The sequence below is a fragment of the Paraburkholderia rhizosphaerae genome (assembly GCF_004366595.1).
In the GTDB taxonomy this organism is placed as follows: Bacteria; Pseudomonadota; Gammaproteobacteria; order Burkholderiales; family Burkholderiaceae; genus Paraburkholderia; species Paraburkholderia rhizosphaerae.
The window spans coordinates 13198-26980 of record NZ_SORE01000003.1 but is presented as its reverse complement, the minus strand read 5'-3'; the positions used below and the strand labels follow the sequence as shown (position 1 = coordinate 26980).

13 protein-coding genes are annotated in these 13783 nt (G+C 62.7%); 6 read left to right on the top strand and 7 right to left on the bottom strand.

The window, feature by feature from the left end:
• Positions 1 to 409 precede the first annotated feature (409 nt).
• Positions 410 to 745 carry a DUF3579 domain-containing protein gene (locus tag BX592_RS04175; RefSeq protein WP_134190410.1) on the top strand — a complete coding sequence of 112 codons (336 nt, stop codon included), beginning with the start codon at positions 410 to 412 and terminating at the stop codon, positions 743 to 745.
• A gap of 281 nt (positions 746 to 1026) precedes the next feature.
• On the opposite strand, the gene rpsT is transcribed toward BX592_RS04175, so the two are convergent.
• Positions 1027 to 1305 carry a 30S ribosomal protein S20 gene (rpsT, locus tag BX592_RS04170; protein ID WP_134190738.1) on the bottom strand — a complete coding sequence of 93 codons (279 nt, stop codon included), beginning with the start codon at positions 1303 to 1305 and terminating at the stop codon, positions 1027 to 1029.
• A 388-nt stretch (positions 1306 to 1693) separates the two neighbouring features.
• Here rpsT and murJ point away from each other — a divergent pair, with 388 nt between their 5' ends.
• Positions 1694 to 3244 (top strand): murein biosynthesis integral membrane protein MurJ, encoded by a 1551-nt coding sequence (gene murJ / locus BX592_RS04165; RefSeq protein WP_134190409.1) that lies wholly within the window; start codon positions 1694 to 1696, stop codon positions 3242 to 3244.
• A 5-nt stretch (positions 3245 to 3249) separates the two neighbouring features.
• Positions 3250 to 4092: a SirB1 family protein gene (locus tag BX592_RS04160; protein ID WP_134190737.1), complete on the top strand. Its 843-nt coding sequence runs from the start codon at positions 3250 to 3252 to the stop codon at positions 4090 to 4092.
• 176 nt (positions 4093 to 4268) lie between these two features.
• On the opposite strand, the gene BX592_RS04155 is transcribed toward BX592_RS04160, so the two are convergent.
• From BX592_RS04155 to lpxK, 5 genes are all read right to left on the bottom strand, one after another.
• Entirely contained in the window at positions 4269 to 5027 is a 759-nt protein-coding gene (locus BX592_RS04155) for a 3-hydroxyacyl-CoA dehydrogenase (RefSeq protein ID WP_134190408.1), read from the bottom strand.
• Positions 5028 to 5286: 259 nt separating this feature from the next.
• A complete protein-coding gene (gene adk / locus BX592_RS04150; protein ID WP_134190407.1) occupies positions 5287 to 5952 on the bottom strand; it encodes an adenylate kinase in 666 nt (221 codons plus the stop codon).
• A gap of 249 nt (positions 5953 to 6201) precedes the next feature.
• Entirely contained in the window at positions 6202 to 7020 is an 819-nt protein-coding gene (gene kdsB / locus BX592_RS04145; RefSeq protein ID WP_134190406.1) for a 3-deoxy-manno-octulosonate cytidylyltransferase, read from the bottom strand.
• Positions 7017 to 7220, bottom strand: a complete 204-nt coding sequence (locus BX592_RS04140) for a Trm112 family protein (protein WP_006050060.1) — start codon at positions 7218 to 7220, stop codon at positions 7017 to 7019. The genes kdsB and BX592_RS04140 overlap by 4 nt, the downstream gene beginning before the upstream one ends.
• The gene (lpxK, locus tag BX592_RS04135; protein WP_134190405.1) at positions 7201 to 8217 is read right to left on the bottom strand and encodes a tetraacyldisaccharide 4'-kinase; all 1017 of its coding nucleotides are present in this window, start codon (positions 8215 to 8217) and stop codon (positions 7201 to 7203) included. The genes BX592_RS04140 and lpxK overlap by 20 nt, the downstream gene beginning before the upstream one ends.
• 510 nt (positions 8218 to 8727) lie before the next feature.
• Between lpxK and xseA the strand changes: the two genes are divergently transcribed.
• Both xseA and BX592_RS04125 read left to right on the top strand, forming a co-directional pair.
• On the top strand, positions 8728 to 10107 hold the full coding sequence (gene xseA, locus BX592_RS04130) for an exodeoxyribonuclease VII large subunit (RefSeq protein WP_134190404.1): 1380 nt from the start codon (positions 8728 to 8730) through the stop codon (positions 10105 to 10107).
• A gap of 429 nt (positions 10108 to 10536) precedes the next feature.
• Positions 10537 to 11115 carry a superoxide dismutase gene (locus BX592_RS04125; RefSeq protein ID WP_134190403.1) on the top strand — a complete coding sequence of 193 codons (579 nt, stop codon included), beginning with the start codon at positions 10537 to 10539 and terminating at the stop codon, positions 11113 to 11115.
• Positions 11116 to 11569: 454 nt separating this feature from the next.
• Here the strand turns inward: BX592_RS04125 and BX592_RS04120 are convergent, their stop codons facing one another.
• A complete protein-coding gene (locus BX592_RS04120) occupies positions 11570 to 12877 on the bottom strand; it encodes an NYN domain-containing protein (RefSeq protein WP_134190402.1) in 1308 nt (435 codons plus the stop codon).
• 215 nt (positions 12878 to 13092) lie between these two features.
• Between BX592_RS04120 and BX592_RS04115 the strand changes: the two genes are divergently transcribed.
• Positions 13093 to 13713: a TetR/AcrR family transcriptional regulator gene (locus BX592_RS04115; protein WP_134190401.1), complete on the top strand. Its 621-nt coding sequence runs from the start codon at positions 13093 to 13095 to the stop codon at positions 13711 to 13713.
• Positions 13714 to 13783 lie beyond the last annotated feature (70 nt).

Genomic DNA, 13783 nt, shown 5'->3' with positions numbered 1-13783 from the left:
AGTCGCACGAGCGGCATCGGGAAAATTGCTGCTGCAACGTTCGCGAGAGTCTTGTGTGCAGTGCGGAAAGAGGCCCGCTGCGATATAATCCGTAAGTTATTCAAGAGCCCGGCAGGCAGGCTCCACGCCCGCTGGACAAGGCTTGGCCTACGCAATGCGCGGACGGGCGCACGTTGGCGTAAGCGGCTGCAATGAACACGTCGGGCGCGTCCCATGGCCATTGTCTCAACGCCATTTATCGCGCTGCCGTCATCCGGTTTTCAGGCTTCCGCGTTTTTCCATGCAGTCTGATCGCCGTGAGCGGGCCCGCACGGACGTGCATGGCGGTGCTTCGCATGTTCGCGCAACCGCGCTCCGGTAACCTGTCCGTTGTTGGCACTCCGCTGGGCAGTCACACAGGGTTTCCTACATGGTCGACACACCCCCAACCGAGTTCTTCATCCAAGGCGTCACCAGCAAGGGAAAAAAGTTTCGGCCGAGCGACTGGTCGGAGCGTCTTGCGGGCGTGATGTCGGGTTTCGGTCCGGGGGCGAGGGGGCCGAATGCGCGCCTGCAGTACTCGTTGTACGTGCGGCCTACCATTCTCGGCGACCTGAAGTGCGTGATCCTCGACTCCCGGTTGCGCGACATCGAGCCGATGGCATTTGACTTCGTGATGAACTTCGCGAAAGACAACGACCTCGTTGTCACCGAAGCGTGCGAACTGCCGCCGCATCACGGTACGCAGCAGGGCAGAACGTCCTGACGGAGCAGCAAATAGCGTGATACTGACTTGTGCACGCCGCGTTCGCACGTGGCCTGCGGTGCTGTGAGGGCCTCAATCAGCCGATTGATCAGACACGAACCCGCGTTGGCGGGTTTTTTTGTGCTTCGCGTTTTCGCGTGTGGGCCAACGGTGTTGTCGATTCACGAGCGCGGACTTGGCAACACACAAACTCGCCAACAAAAAAGCCCGCCAAAGCGGGCCTTCATGTAGCAGCGGAAACAGGAAGCAACCCGCGTTGCGGGCTGCAAGGACTTTCGAATTTACTGTGCTGCGGGCGCTTGCAGGCCCTTGACGGCTGCAGCGAGGCGGCTCTTATGCCGAGCGGCCTTGTTCTTGTGAACGATCTTCTTGTCGGCAATGATGTCGAGCGTCTTCGACGATGCGCGGAGCACTTCAGCAGCCTTTGCTGCGTCGCCGGAATCGATTGCCTTGCGGACGGCCTTGATTGCCGTGCGGAACTTCGAGCGCAGCGCCGAGTTGTGCGAGTTGGCCTTGGCAGCCTGACGGGCGCGCTTGCGTGCTTGTTTGGTGTTAGCCATGACGGTTGGTTCCTTATCCTGTTCCTGTATCCAGTGCCGGCCCGTTCGACGGATGGCCGATGGGAAAAACCCGGCGCTGCTTCTGGATTTCAACTCGCGGAAGCGATTGCCCGCGAGCGCGTGATCAAATTCAAGGTTACGACAATGGGGTGAAACTCGCCCGGGAAGGGATAACAAGCCGAGTAAGCTTCGAAACGGTCGATTATAGCAATAAAAACATGCGGATGACAAGCTGCGACGACTCCCGCGCCGTCCGCCGCAGGCGGCGGCGCCCATCCGGGCTGCATAAAATTCCGGCCGCCATCGCGAACGTCTTGCGCGCGGACGGGTCCGAATCGCGTTTTGACACGCTCTTGCGCCCTGGACGGACCCGTATAATAAGCGCCCCATGAATCTATTCCGAGCCCTGTTGACGGTCAGCGGCTTCACGCTGCTGTCCCGCGTGACCGGACTGGCCCGCGAGACGCTGATCGCCCGTGCGTTCGGTGCCAGCCAATATACCGACGCGTTCTACGTCGCGTTCCGCATTCCGAACCTGCTGCGCCGCATTTCCGCCGAAGGCGCGTTCTCCCAGGCATTCGTGCCGATCCTCGCCGAGTTCAAGAACCAGCAAGGCCACGACGCGACCAAGGCACTGGTCGATGCGACATCGACGGTGCTCGCTTGGGTGCTGGCGATCATGTCGTTGTTCGGCGTGGCGCTCGCGTCGTGGGTTGTGCTGGTCGTCGCGTCGGGGTTGCGTACCGACGGCAACGCGTTCCCGCTCGCCGTCACGATGACGCGAATCATGTTTCCGTACATTGTGTTCATCTCGCTGACGTCGCTTGCGTCGAGTGTGCTCAACACGTACAAGCATTTCTCGATGCCCGCGTTCGCGCCGGTACTGCTCAATCTGTCGTTCATCTTCGCCGCGGTGTTTATCGCGCCGCATCTGCGCACGCCGATCTATGCGCTCGCGTGGGCGGTCATCGCCGGTGGCGTTCTTCAGTTCATCGTGCAGCTGCCGGTGCTGAAAAAAATCGACATGTCGCCGCGCATCGGGCTCAATCCGTTGCGCGCGCTCGCGCATCGAGGTGTAAAGCGCGTGCTGTCGAAGATGGTGCCGGCGATGTTCGCGGTGTCGGTTGCGCAGATCAGCCTGATCATCAACACAAATATCGCGTCGCACATCGGCACGGGCGCGGTGTCGTGGATCAACTATGCGGACCGGCTGATGGAATTCCCGACCGCGCTGCTTGGTGTCGCGCTAGGCACGATTCTGCTGCCGAGTCTGTCGAAAGCGCACGTCGATGCGGACACCCACGAGTATTCTTCGCTGCTCGACTGGGGGCTGCGCGTCACGTTCCTGCTCGCGGCGCCCAGCGCGATTGCGTTATTCTTTTTTGCCGAGCCGCTCACCGCGACACTCTTTCACTACGGCAAATTCGACGGCCACGCGGTCGTGATGGTCGGACGCGCGCTCGCCGCTTACGGCGTCGGACTGGTCGGGCTGATTCTGATCAAGATTCTCGCGCCGGGCTTCTACGCGAAGCAGGACATCAAGACACCGGTGAAGATCGGTGTCGGCGTGCTGATCTTCACTCAGGTGTGCAACTACTTTTTCGTGCCGATCTTTGCGCATGCCGGGCTCACGTTGTCGGTCGGGCTCGGCGCTTGCATGAACGCATTGCTGCTGTTTATCGGCTTGCGGCGGCGCGGCATCTATACGCCATCCGCGGGGTGGATGCGCTTTTTCGTCCAATTGCTCGGCGCGTGCCTCGTGCTGGCGGGCGTGATGCGGTGGCTGGCCACGAGCTTTGACTGGATCGGCATGCACGCGCAGCCGCTTACGCGAATCGTGCTGCTCGGCGCGTGCCTCGTCCTGTTTGCCGCGCTATATTTCGGTATGCTGTGGCTGATGGGCTTCAAATACGCGTATTTCAAAAGGCGAGTGAAGTGATCACGATGACGCGGGTTCTCGATTATTTCAGCACGCTTGTCGCCGAGGATGAAAGCCTTCCGCTGACCGAAGCGGCGCTTTCGCTTGCGCAGGACGCTTACCCGGATCTCGATCTGCAGGGCACGCTCGCGGAAATCGACGAACTGGTCGTGCGGCTGCAGCGGCGTATGCCCGACGATGCGGACGTCAAACAGAAGGTCGGCATCCTGAACCGGTACTTCTTTCGCGAACTCGGATTTGCAGCCAACGTCAACGACTACTACGACCCGGACAACAGCCATCTGAATGTCGTGCTCAAAAGACGACGCGGCATACCGATCTCGCTTGCGGTGCTGTACCTCGAAATCGCCAGTCAAGTCGACATTCCGGTGCGCGGCGTATCGTTTCCCGGACATTTCCTGTTGCGCGTCACGACTCCGGAAGGCGATGTGATGCTCGATCCGACGAGCGGCCATTCGCTGTCCGAGTCTGAAATGGTCGATATGCTCGAGCCGTATGTCGCGAAGGCGGGGGATTCGGTCGGCCGTGCGCTGCGGATGTTGTTGCAGCCGGCCACGCGTCGCGAAATCATCTCGCGGATGCTGCGTAACCTGAAGGCGACCTACCTGCAAACCGAACGCTGGCAGCGCTTGCTCGCGGTGCAGCAACGGCTGGTCATTTTGCTGCCGGAGAGTATCGAGGAAGTGCGCGACCGCGGCTTCGCGTATGCGCGGCTCGATTATCTGCGGCCTGCGCTCGAAGACCTCGAGCGCTATCTGGGCGACCGCCCCGACGCGGAAGATGCGATGGTGGTCGAATCGCAATTGCTCGAAATTCGTCAGCGCACGCAGCATAACGATCGCGACTGATCGACGTATGTCGCGCGGCCTTGGCTTGGTGCCGCGTTTTCCGTTACGCGAAAACCCGAGAACACCGGAACACCAATACGCGCAATCGAGAAAGCCTGTGACGGGCGAGGTGAAAGACCTCGTCCGTCACAGGCTTTTTTCAATCCAGCGCCGGATAGCGTCAAACCATCAAACCGTTACTTCGGTTGCATGCGGATCGCACCATCGAGGCGGATCACTTCGCCGTTCAGCATCGGATTGTCGAAAATCTGCTTCGCGAGCATCGCGTATTCGATCGGCTTGCCCAGACGCGGCGGGAACGGCACCATCGCGCCGAGCGAGTCCTGCACTTCCTGCGGCATACCGAGCAGCATCGGCGTTTCGAAGATGCCCGGCGCGATCGTCATCACGCGGATGCCGTTGCGCGACAGATCGCGTGCGACCGGCAGCGTCATGCCGGCGACCCCGGCCTTCGATGCCGCATACGCGGCCTGGCCGATTTGCCCGTCAAAAGCCGCGACCGACGCGGTATTGACGATCACCCCTCGCTCGCCGCCCGCATTCGGTGCGAGCTTCGCCATTGCGGCGGCGGCGAGCCGGATCATATTGAACGTGCCGACCAGGTTGATCGCGATGGTCCTGGAAAACGCATCAAGCGAATGCGGACCGTCCTTGCCGACCGTTTTCATCGCCGGTGCGACGCCCGCGCAGTTGATCAGCCCGCGCAGCGCGCCGAGCTTCACCGCGGCGTCGACTGCCCGAGTCGCGTCGTCTTCGCGGGTGACGTCGCATTTGACGAACACACCTCGAAGCTCGTTCGCAAGCTGGACGCCGGCCTCTTCGTTCAGATCGGCGAGCACGACCTTGCCGCCGTGTTCGGCGAACAGGCGCGCGGTGGCCGCGCCGAGGCCCGAAGCGCCACCGGTGATCAGAAATACATTGTCGTGGATATCCATGAATGCTCCTTGGCCGGGTTGCCGCGGCCGGCGCGGCGGGTTCGTGTCCAGCGACGATTGTAGCGGGTGCGCGCGGTGAGATTGACGCACGCGGGCGGCGGATTGCAGTCGCACGGAAAGTGCACGACACTGCGACCAGGGTCACGCGAAGATGATTGGGATCGCTGAGCAAATCGAACGTAGCACGTGCCGGCGAACGCCAATAAAAAACCGCCCACAGTGGGGCGGTTCTTGTGAAACTGCGCGCAGCCGGTCGCGCTTACTTCAACGCGTCGAACACTCGCGTGCGAATTTCATCGACACTGCCGAGCCCCGAGATACGCCGATACTGCGGCGCTTTCAGCGAGGTGGACGGATCGCCTTTCTGCGCCCAGCCCTGGTAGTAATCGACCAGCGGCTTCGTTTGCGCGACGTAGACATCCAGACGTTTGCGCACGGTTTCTTCCTTGTCGTCGTCGCGCTGGATTAGCGGCTCGCCGGTCACGTCGTCGAGGCCGTCGTTTTTCGGCGGATTGAACTTCACGTGATACGTGCGGCCCGACTGTGCGTGCACGCGGCGCCCGCTCATGCGCGTGATGATCTCGTCGAACGGCACGTCGATCTCGAGCACGTAGTCGATCGCGACGCCGGCCTGCTTCATCGCTTCGGCTTGTGGCAGCGTGCGCGGAAAGCCGTCGAACAGATAGCCGTTCTTGCAGTCCGGCGCGAGCAGGCGCTCCTTCACCAGGTTGATGATCAACTCGTCCGTGACCAGTTCGCCGGCATCCATATAACGCTTCGCTTCGATGCCGAGCGGTGTGCCGGCCTTGACCGCGGCGCGCAGCATATCGCCCGTCGAAATCTGCGGAATACCGAACCTGTCCTTGATGAAGTTTGCCTGGGTGCCCTTGCCCGCTCCGGGCGCGCCCAACAGGATCAAACGCATGTGATATCTCCAGATCTCTATGTAAATTCTGTTCTGCGCGGGCGCGGATCCCCGCACATCACGCTGCTTCGTCTTGTCGGCCGCGTCGGCCACGCGAAGGCAGCGATCAGCGATGCGTCGTGCCGCGCAATCAATCGCGACGGCGCCGCAGCATGCAAGGTGGACTGCACAACGAGTGGACAAGCGGGGCGATATTTTACGAACGACCTTGCCGGATGGTTCGCTAGCCGTCCGATTATGCCATGGGTGTTACGCGGACGACCCGAATAACGCCCGCACGCGCGCCAGGTCTGCGGGCGTGTCGACGCCCGGCGGCGGGGTGTCCGACGTGACGAGTACGGCGATGCGGTCGCCATGCCACATCGCCCGCAGCTGCTCGAGCGCTTCGGTCTGTTCGATCGGCGACAGGGTCAGGGACGGATACGCGCGCAGAAACTTCGCACGGTACGCGTAGAGACCGATATGCCGGTAGACGGTCGCGCTCGCGGGCGGTGGGGGCAGCGCCGCCAGATCTGGCAACTGCGCTGACGACAGCGGCTGCCATGCATCTCGTGCCCAGGGAATCGGTGCACGCGAAAAGTACATGGCGATGCCGCGCGCGTCGAGCACGACCTTGACGACGTTCGGATTGAACACTTCCGCGGGATCGGTAATCGGGTGCGCGGCGGTCGCGATCGCGCATCCGTCGTTCGACGCGAGGTGCGACGCTACGCCGCGCACCAATGCCGGATCGATCAGCGGTTCATCGCCCTGCACGTTGACGACGATCGTGTCATCGCTCCAGCCGTGCTGTGCTGCGACTTCGGCTAGCCGGTCGGTGCCCGACGGATGATCGGCGCGCGTAAGCATCGCGTCGATGCCATGTTCGCGCGCGGCGTCGAGGACCGCTTGCGCGTCGGTGGCGATCAGCACCTGCTGCGCGCCCGACTCGCGCGCGCGTTCGGCGACACGAATGACCATCGGCTTGCCGCCGAGATCGGCAAGCGGTTTGTTCGGTAAGCGGGTGGAGGCGAGGCGGGCCGGGACGACGGCGATAAAGGACGGGGCAGGGGAAGTCGAACCGCTCACGCGACCGACCCCGGGTTCAGATCGACCGGCGTGCCTTCGACCGTCTGCCTCGCTTCGTCGACCAGCATCACCGGGATGCCGTCGCGAATCGGGTAAGCGAGCTTGTCTGCGTTGCAGATGAGCTCCTGCGCGGAACGATCGTAGCTGAGCGGGCCCTTGCAGATCGGGCAGACGAGGATTTCAAGCAGACGGGCGTCCACGGAGTTTCTCCACAACGGATTCGATAAGGCGATGATCGAGCGCGGCTTCGACCGGAACGACCCAGATACGCGCATCGCGCCAAGCGCCCAATTTTACCGCATCCTTTTCGGTGATCAGGATCGCATCGGCTTGCGCATCTGCGAACGGGTTCGCGGCGAATGCGTAATGGTCCGGCAGCGGACGGGTATCGGGGGCGATGCCGGCGGCGCGCAGCGTCGCGAAGAAGCGCTCGGGTGCGCCGATACCCGCCGCCGCGAGCACCCTCACCCCGGTGAACTGCGCAAGCGGCCGGCGCAGATGCGGATTGTCCAGATGCCACGCGTCGCCGGGCGTCAGTTGCAGCGCGTAGGTGTTCGGCCATGGCGGCAGCATGCGTTCATACGGGCTGTTGACGAGCGTCGCATCGCGACGGCGCGAGAGCGGTTCGCGCAGCGGCCCCGCCGGCAGCAGAAAGCCGTTGCCGCCCAGCCGGTGATCGAACACGACGAGCTCGACGTCGCGCGCAAGACGATAGTGCTGCAGGCCATCGTCACTGACGATCACGTCGACGTCGCGGTGCGCGGCGCACAGTGCGCGCGCGGCGGCGACGCGATCCGGGCAGACCCACACCGGCACGCCGGTGCGGCGCGCGATCAGCAGCGGCTCATCGCCGGCTTGCAGCGCTGACGAAGCGGCCGTGACAGGCGTCGGCGTTTTCACGCGCGCGCCATAACCGCGCGACACCACGCCGGGCGTGAAGCCCGCCGCACGCAGCGCTTCGACGAGCGCGATAACCGTCGGCGTTTTGCCTGTGCCCCCGACCGTCACGTTGCCGACCACGACGATCGGCACGCCGAGCCGGATTCGCTCGAGCCAACCCGCTGCGTACGCGCCGCGCCGCGCCGCCGCGATGACGCCGAACACGCAGGCAAGCGGCGACAGCGCCCAGGCGAACGGGCCGCGCCGCTGCCATTCGCGTGCGACATACGCTTCGATGCGAGCGAGCAGATCCTTCATGGATGCGCGGCCGGACGGCGCGAGCCGGTGACGCCGACAGACGGCAGGCGCGGCCTTCGCGGCACGGTGAAGGGAGTGGTCATCGGCAAGGTGCTCCGGGGGGCGGTGGTCGCCGGGACCTGGCACTCTAGCGCGCGAACCCGCCTCGCGGCAAGTCACGGGCCATAGCATCGAGCAGGCCAGATGACGTTTCGCGTACCGTCCCGACGCACGGCGTGCTTGTGGATAACTTTGTGGAGAACCTGCGCCGCATGCAACGCCAAGCACCGCCGCCCAAGCTTCCTGCCGGTATAGGTATACATTTAAGAGATAAAAAACACATAAAAATCAAATGGATGGATCGAAATTACTAGGCTTTCAGCGACGTTTTCGACCCTTCTTCCTTAGCATCCCGACATGTGGACACTTTTAACAACGTGACTAACCCGGACGCCTGAAGGGTGGACGCGGCCGGCCTGTCGGTCTATCGTCTGTCCGGCCATATCTTTCGACCATCGATCCGACCGCCGCATGAATTCAGACAGTCCTTTCGCGTCATCCATCCCTGGCGGCGCCGATGCCGTGGTACCCGTGTCGGCGCTGAACCGCGCGATCGGCACGATGCTCGAGCGTTCGTTTCCACTCGTATGGGTGTCCGGTGAGGTGTCCAACTTCACGCGCGCCGCGAGCGGTCACTGGTACTTCTCGATCAAGGATGCGCAAGCGCAGATGCGCTGCGTAATGTTTCGCGGCCGTGCGCAATATGCGGAGTTCACGCCGCGCGAGGGCGATCGCATCGAAGTGCGTGCGCTCGTCACGATGTACGAGCCGCGCGGCGAACTGCAACTGAACGTCGAAGCGGTGCGGCGCACCGGTCAGGGGCGGCTGTTCGAAGCGTTCCTGAAGCTGAAGGCGCAACTCGAAGCGGAAGGGTTGTTTGCCGCCGAGCGCAAGCGCGCGCTGCCGCCCCATCCGCGCGCGGTCGGCATCGTTACATCGCTGCAGGCGGCCGCCCTGCGCGATGTGCTGACCACGCTTGCACGCCGCGCGCCGCATGTTCCGGTGATCGTTTATCCCGCGCCGGTGCAAGGCGCAGGCGTTGGCGCAAAGCTCGCGGCGATGGTCGAAACGGCGAACCGCCGGCGTGAAGTCGACGTGTTGATTGTCTGCCGCGGCGGCGGCTCGATCGAAGACCTGTGGGCGTTCAACGAAGAGGTGCTCGCGCGCGCGATTGCCGCAAGCGCTGTGCCGGTGGTGAGTGGCGTCGGTCACGAAACCGACTTCACGATTGCCGATTTCGCGGCTGACGTGCGCGCGCCGACGCCGACCGGCGCTGCGGAGCTCGTGAGCCCGCAGCGCGTGCTGCTGTTGCGCGATCTCGATCACCGGCACGCGACGCTCGCGCGCGGCTTCGGCCGGATGATGGAGCGGCGCGCGCAGCAACTCGACTGGCTGGCGCGCCGGCTCGTGTCGCCGGCCGAGCGGCTCGCGCGCCAACGCACGCATTTGCAGCAGTTGAGCGTGCGGCTCGCGTCGGCGGGTGCGCGGCCGGTGCGCGATGCGCGCGCACGCTTCGCATTGTTGCGCATGCGCTGGCAGCGCTGGTGCCCCGACGTCGCGGTGCATCGCAGTGCGGTGGCTCGGCTCGATGAGCGTCTGCAGGGCGCTTTCGTGCGACGTCACGAACGTGACGCCGCGCGCATTGCGGCACTCGCCGCGCGGCTCGAAGTGCTGAGTCCGCAGCGCACGTTCGAGCGCGGCTACGCGGCGCTGCTCGATGCGCAAAGCGGACGCGCGCTGCGCGCGCCGGCTGCGTTAAAACCGGGTCGCCGGCTGACCGTGCATCTGGCGGAAGGATCGGCGGACATTGCACTTGCCGATGTGCAGCCGCGCTTGACCGATGGTTTTTAAGCACAGTCAATTTGACTGCGTGCCGTGCACGACGCGCATGCACTAATTACGCTGTTTGATGAACTGCACCGACGATGCGGCATAAACGCGCGCGGAAGCGCTCGTGTGAACGCGTATGACAGAGTCGGTATCGGCAGCGGGTGGAGGGGCCGGACAACAGCAATGAACCGTGCATCCGTAGCCCGGGTACGCCGCTTGATACCGTGCTGATAACAACGCCTGGCAGCACGCGCTGTGTGATCGGAATTGCGGCATTGCGCGACGTGAAGACCTGCGGTCACGATTCGTGCGCACCGCGAAAATCCCGCAATCGGCATTCAATTGGGCGAAAGACCGTTGGTTTGCGGGGTTATCCCAAGTCGCCTACAATCCATTGCTCTACAAGCGTTGTCCGCAGACTTCCCCATAAACAGATAGAAGGAAAGCACCATGGAACATCAGCTCCCGCCTCTACCGTACGCGAAAAACGCACTCGCGCCGCACATGTCCGAAGAGACGCTCGAGTTTCACTACGGCAAGCACCACCAGACCTATGTGACTAACCTGAATAATCTGATCAAGGGCACGGAATACGAAAAGCTGTCGCTTGAAGAAATCATCAAGAAAGCGTCGGGTGGTGTGTTCAACAACGCTGCGCAGATCTGGAATCACACGTTCTTCTGGAACAGCCTGAAGCCGCAAGGCGGCGGCGCTCCGAGCGGCGCGCTTGGCGAAGCGATCAACAAGAAGTGGGGTTCCTTCGACAAGTTCAAGGAAGAGTTCACGAAGACGGCCGTGGGCACGTTCGGTTCCGGCTGGGCATGGCTTGTGAAGAAGGCGGACGGCTCGCTCGACCTCGTGTCGACCAGCAATGCCGCAACGCCGCTCACGACGGACGCGAAGCCGCTGCTGACGATCGACGTGTGGGAACACGCGTATTACATCGACTATCGCAATGCGCGTCCGAAGTTTGTCGAAGCATTCTGGAACATCGTGAACTGGGACTTCGCTGCGAAGAACTTCGCGTAAGGTCACGTCACGACTCAGCGTCCGGTGTCAGGTCGGCTTGCGCGTAGCGCGTGAGCGACTGGTAGTCTGAATGAAAGCCCTCCATTGCGAGGGCTTTTTTCATGTCATCGGGTGCGGGCCATAGCGTGTTCGATGATTGCCGGTTTGTATGCAGACTGTCAGCTTTTTGTCGCGAAGCCGCATCGCGCTCTGCGGATTATCGCGGCTTCAAACCCGTGGCTTCAAACCCGCAATTTCAAACATAAACGGCGGATGATTTGTGACACAAGCGTCAAAGATGTCCGCGTGCGTGCCAACGGCCGACTGCAAACGCGGCGAGTACGGATACACGGGCGCGGTGATCGATTTCAGTGAAGCGCAGCAGGTCGAACGGCATCTCGCGCGCGTGCATGACGAACTCGCGCTCCCGCCGCGAGCCGCTACGGCGGAAGCTCTCACCGATTGCGCATGCGCATCAATCGGCATCGGCGGTCGATGCGGCTTTGCGAGGCCGACGCCCGCGAGACGTCGACTTGCGCGGCGTGCGGCCTGCTTTGCCCGCTTCGGCGGTCTGGGCTACGGCGGCGGGGGAGTCCTGCGCATCGTGCAACGTTTCCGCGGCAGACGGCGCCTGCGCTGACGCAACCTCAGCCGTGGCCGAGTCCGCCGCGGCTGGCGTCGATGCGTTTTTCGCCTTCTTTGTTTTTTTCGCAGCCGGTGTGCGCCCGGAGCGCTTTTTGCCGCGCGCGCCGGAGTCCGTGCTGGTGTGATCCGCCGGTGCGTCGGCTTGCGTCCCGGGCGCCGCTTCAACAGCCGCCGCGAGCACGGCTTGCGGATCTGCATCGATGACTTCGCGCAACACTTCGACCGCCGCCTGCGTGTCGCCTTCGCCGCCGCTACCCGTTTCCATCGCGCGCTGGCTGGCGGATTCGATGGCTGGCTCGCTGGCCGGTCCCGCGACCACATTGCGATAGACATACGTACCCGACTTCTCGTCGCGCCCGACCTCGAGCAGCCCGCGCGCCTGCGCTTCGTCAAGCAGATTGCCGAATGCGCGAAACCCGTAATAGGTTTCGTTGAAGTCGGGCTTACGCCGCTTAATCGCATTCTTCAGCGCCGAGGCCCAGATCTTGCCGCTATCGCCGCGCTCGGTCGCCAGTGCGTCGAACGTCTGCACAGCGATTTCGATTGCCTTGGCCTTGCGCGTATCGAGATCTTCCTTGCGCTGTTTGTCGCCATCCGGCGCGCGCTTTGCGGACGGCTGCGGTGCGCGCGCGGCTTCGCGTTTCGCGGCCGCACGCTGGCTTTCGCGCACCAGATCGTCGTAGAAAATGAACTCGTCGCAGTTCGCGGTGAGCAAGTCGGACGTCGAGCGCTGTACGCCGACGCCGATAACCTGCTTCGCGTTCTCCCGCAGTTTCGACACGAGTGGCGAGAAGTCCGAATCGCCGCTGATGATGACGAAGGTGTTCACGTGCGATTTCGTGTAGCACAGATCGAGCGCATCGACGACGAGGCGGATGTCCGCCGAATTCTTGCCCGATTGCCGCACATGTGGAATTTCGATCAGTTCGAAATTCGCTTCGTGCATCCCGGCCTTGAAGCCTTTGTAGCGCTCCCAGTCGCAATACGCCTTCTTCACGACGATGCTGCCTTTGAGCAGCAGGCGCTCGAGCACGAGCTTGATATCGAATTTTTCATACTTCGCATCGCGCACGCCGAGTGCGACGTTTTCGAAGTCGCAGAACAGCGCCATGCTGACTGTGTCGACGGATGACGCCATAAGGGTTTCTCCAGTGAAATGTCCGCCCGGATTGCGAGGCAACGGCGAGCAACAGAGAAAGTATTCGATCGCGCCGGATAGGGCAAGCATTTGCGTTAATCGGCCAAAAATTTCCCGTGGCGGGCATGATGAGTTCATTGGCCGGGAAAAGGCTTGCATAACGCGTCGCGCCTATGTGAGGATTGCCTCATATCATCGGACCCAAGAATTTCAGTATGCCGTCAGTCAAAGAGAAAACACCGGAAAAGACCGCGCGGCGCGTGCCCCAGCAGGAGCGCGCCGCGCGTCGTGTCGAAACGTTGCTCGACGCGGCCGCCGAAACGATCGCGGAGCGCGGCTTCGAATCCGCGACCATGACTGAAATTGCCGAGCGTGCCGGCGCGTCGATCGGCGCGATCTATCAGTACTTTCCAAACAAGGATGCGCTCGTGTTCGCGCTTCGCACCCGTTATGGCAACACGATGGATGCGCAGTGGTCGGCGCTCACCGGGAACGCTGACGGGCTCACGGTGCCGGAACTGGTCGAGCGGCTGTTCGCGCTGATGGTCGAGTTTATGGATACGCACCCGGCGTACCTGCCGCTTTTGTCGGTGTCGCTGAATTTCAAGCGCGACGCGGCAGTGCGTAACCGGCTGCGCAAACGCTTTGCCGAACTGTTCCGGCGATATCGGCCGGCTTTGTCGGGCGACGACGCTTTCAGGATTGCAGAAGTGACGCTGCAGGTCGTGAAAAGCATGAGCCCGTTGTACAGCTCGGCCAAACCGAAGGAGCGCATCGCGCTGGTTGGTGAATACAAGGCGGTGCTGTCGGCGTACCTTGGCACCCGCCTTGTGTAGGATGCGCAGCGCGTGCGGCGCTGGCGATACGGCACTTACGGCGGCATGGCCTTACGACGGCATGGCTTTA

What these genes read in the sequence shown, in the direction of transcription:
- adk (WP_134190407.1), bottom strand. Translation starts at nt 5,952, where the DNA reads ATGCGTTTGATCCTGTTGGGCGCGCCCGGAGCGGGCAAGGGCACCCAG.
- BX592_RS04175 (WP_134190410.1), top strand. Translation starts at nt 410, where the DNA reads ATGGTCGACACACCCCCAACCGAGTTCTTCATCCAAGGCGTCACCAGC.
- BX592_RS04155 (WP_134190408.1), bottom strand. Translation starts at nt 5,027, where the DNA reads ATGGATATCCACGACAATGTATTTCTGATCACCGGTGGCGCTTCGGGC.
- xseA (WP_134190404.1), top strand. Translation starts at nt 8,728, where the DNA reads ATGAATTCAGACAGTCCTTTCGCGTCATCCATCCCTGGCGGCGCCGAT.
- BX592_RS04125 (WP_134190403.1), top strand. Translation starts at nt 10,537, where the DNA reads ATGGAACATCAGCTCCCGCCTCTACCGTACGCGAAAAACGCACTCGCG.
- lpxK (WP_134190405.1), bottom strand. Translation starts at nt 8,217, where the DNA reads ATGAAGGATCTGCTCGCTCGCATCGAAGCGTATGTCGCACGCGAATGG.
- BX592_RS04160 (WP_134190737.1), top strand. Translation starts at nt 3,250, where the DNA reads ATGACGCGGGTTCTCGATTATTTCAGCACGCTTGTCGCCGAGGATGAA.
- murJ (WP_134190409.1), top strand. Translation starts at nt 1,694, where the DNA reads ATGAATCTATTCCGAGCCCTGTTGACGGTCAGCGGCTTCACGCTGCTG.
- BX592_RS04120 (WP_134190402.1), bottom strand. Translation starts at nt 12,877, where the DNA reads ATGGCGTCATCCGTCGACACAGTCAGCATGGCGCTGTTCTGCGACTTC.
- rpsT (WP_134190738.1), bottom strand. Translation starts at nt 1,305, where the DNA reads ATGGCTAACACCAAACAAGCACGCAAGCGCGCCCGTCAGGCTGCCAAG.
- BX592_RS04115 (WP_134190401.1), top strand. Translation starts at nt 13,093, where the DNA reads ATGCCGTCAGTCAAAGAGAAAACACCGGAAAAGACCGCGCGGCGCGTG.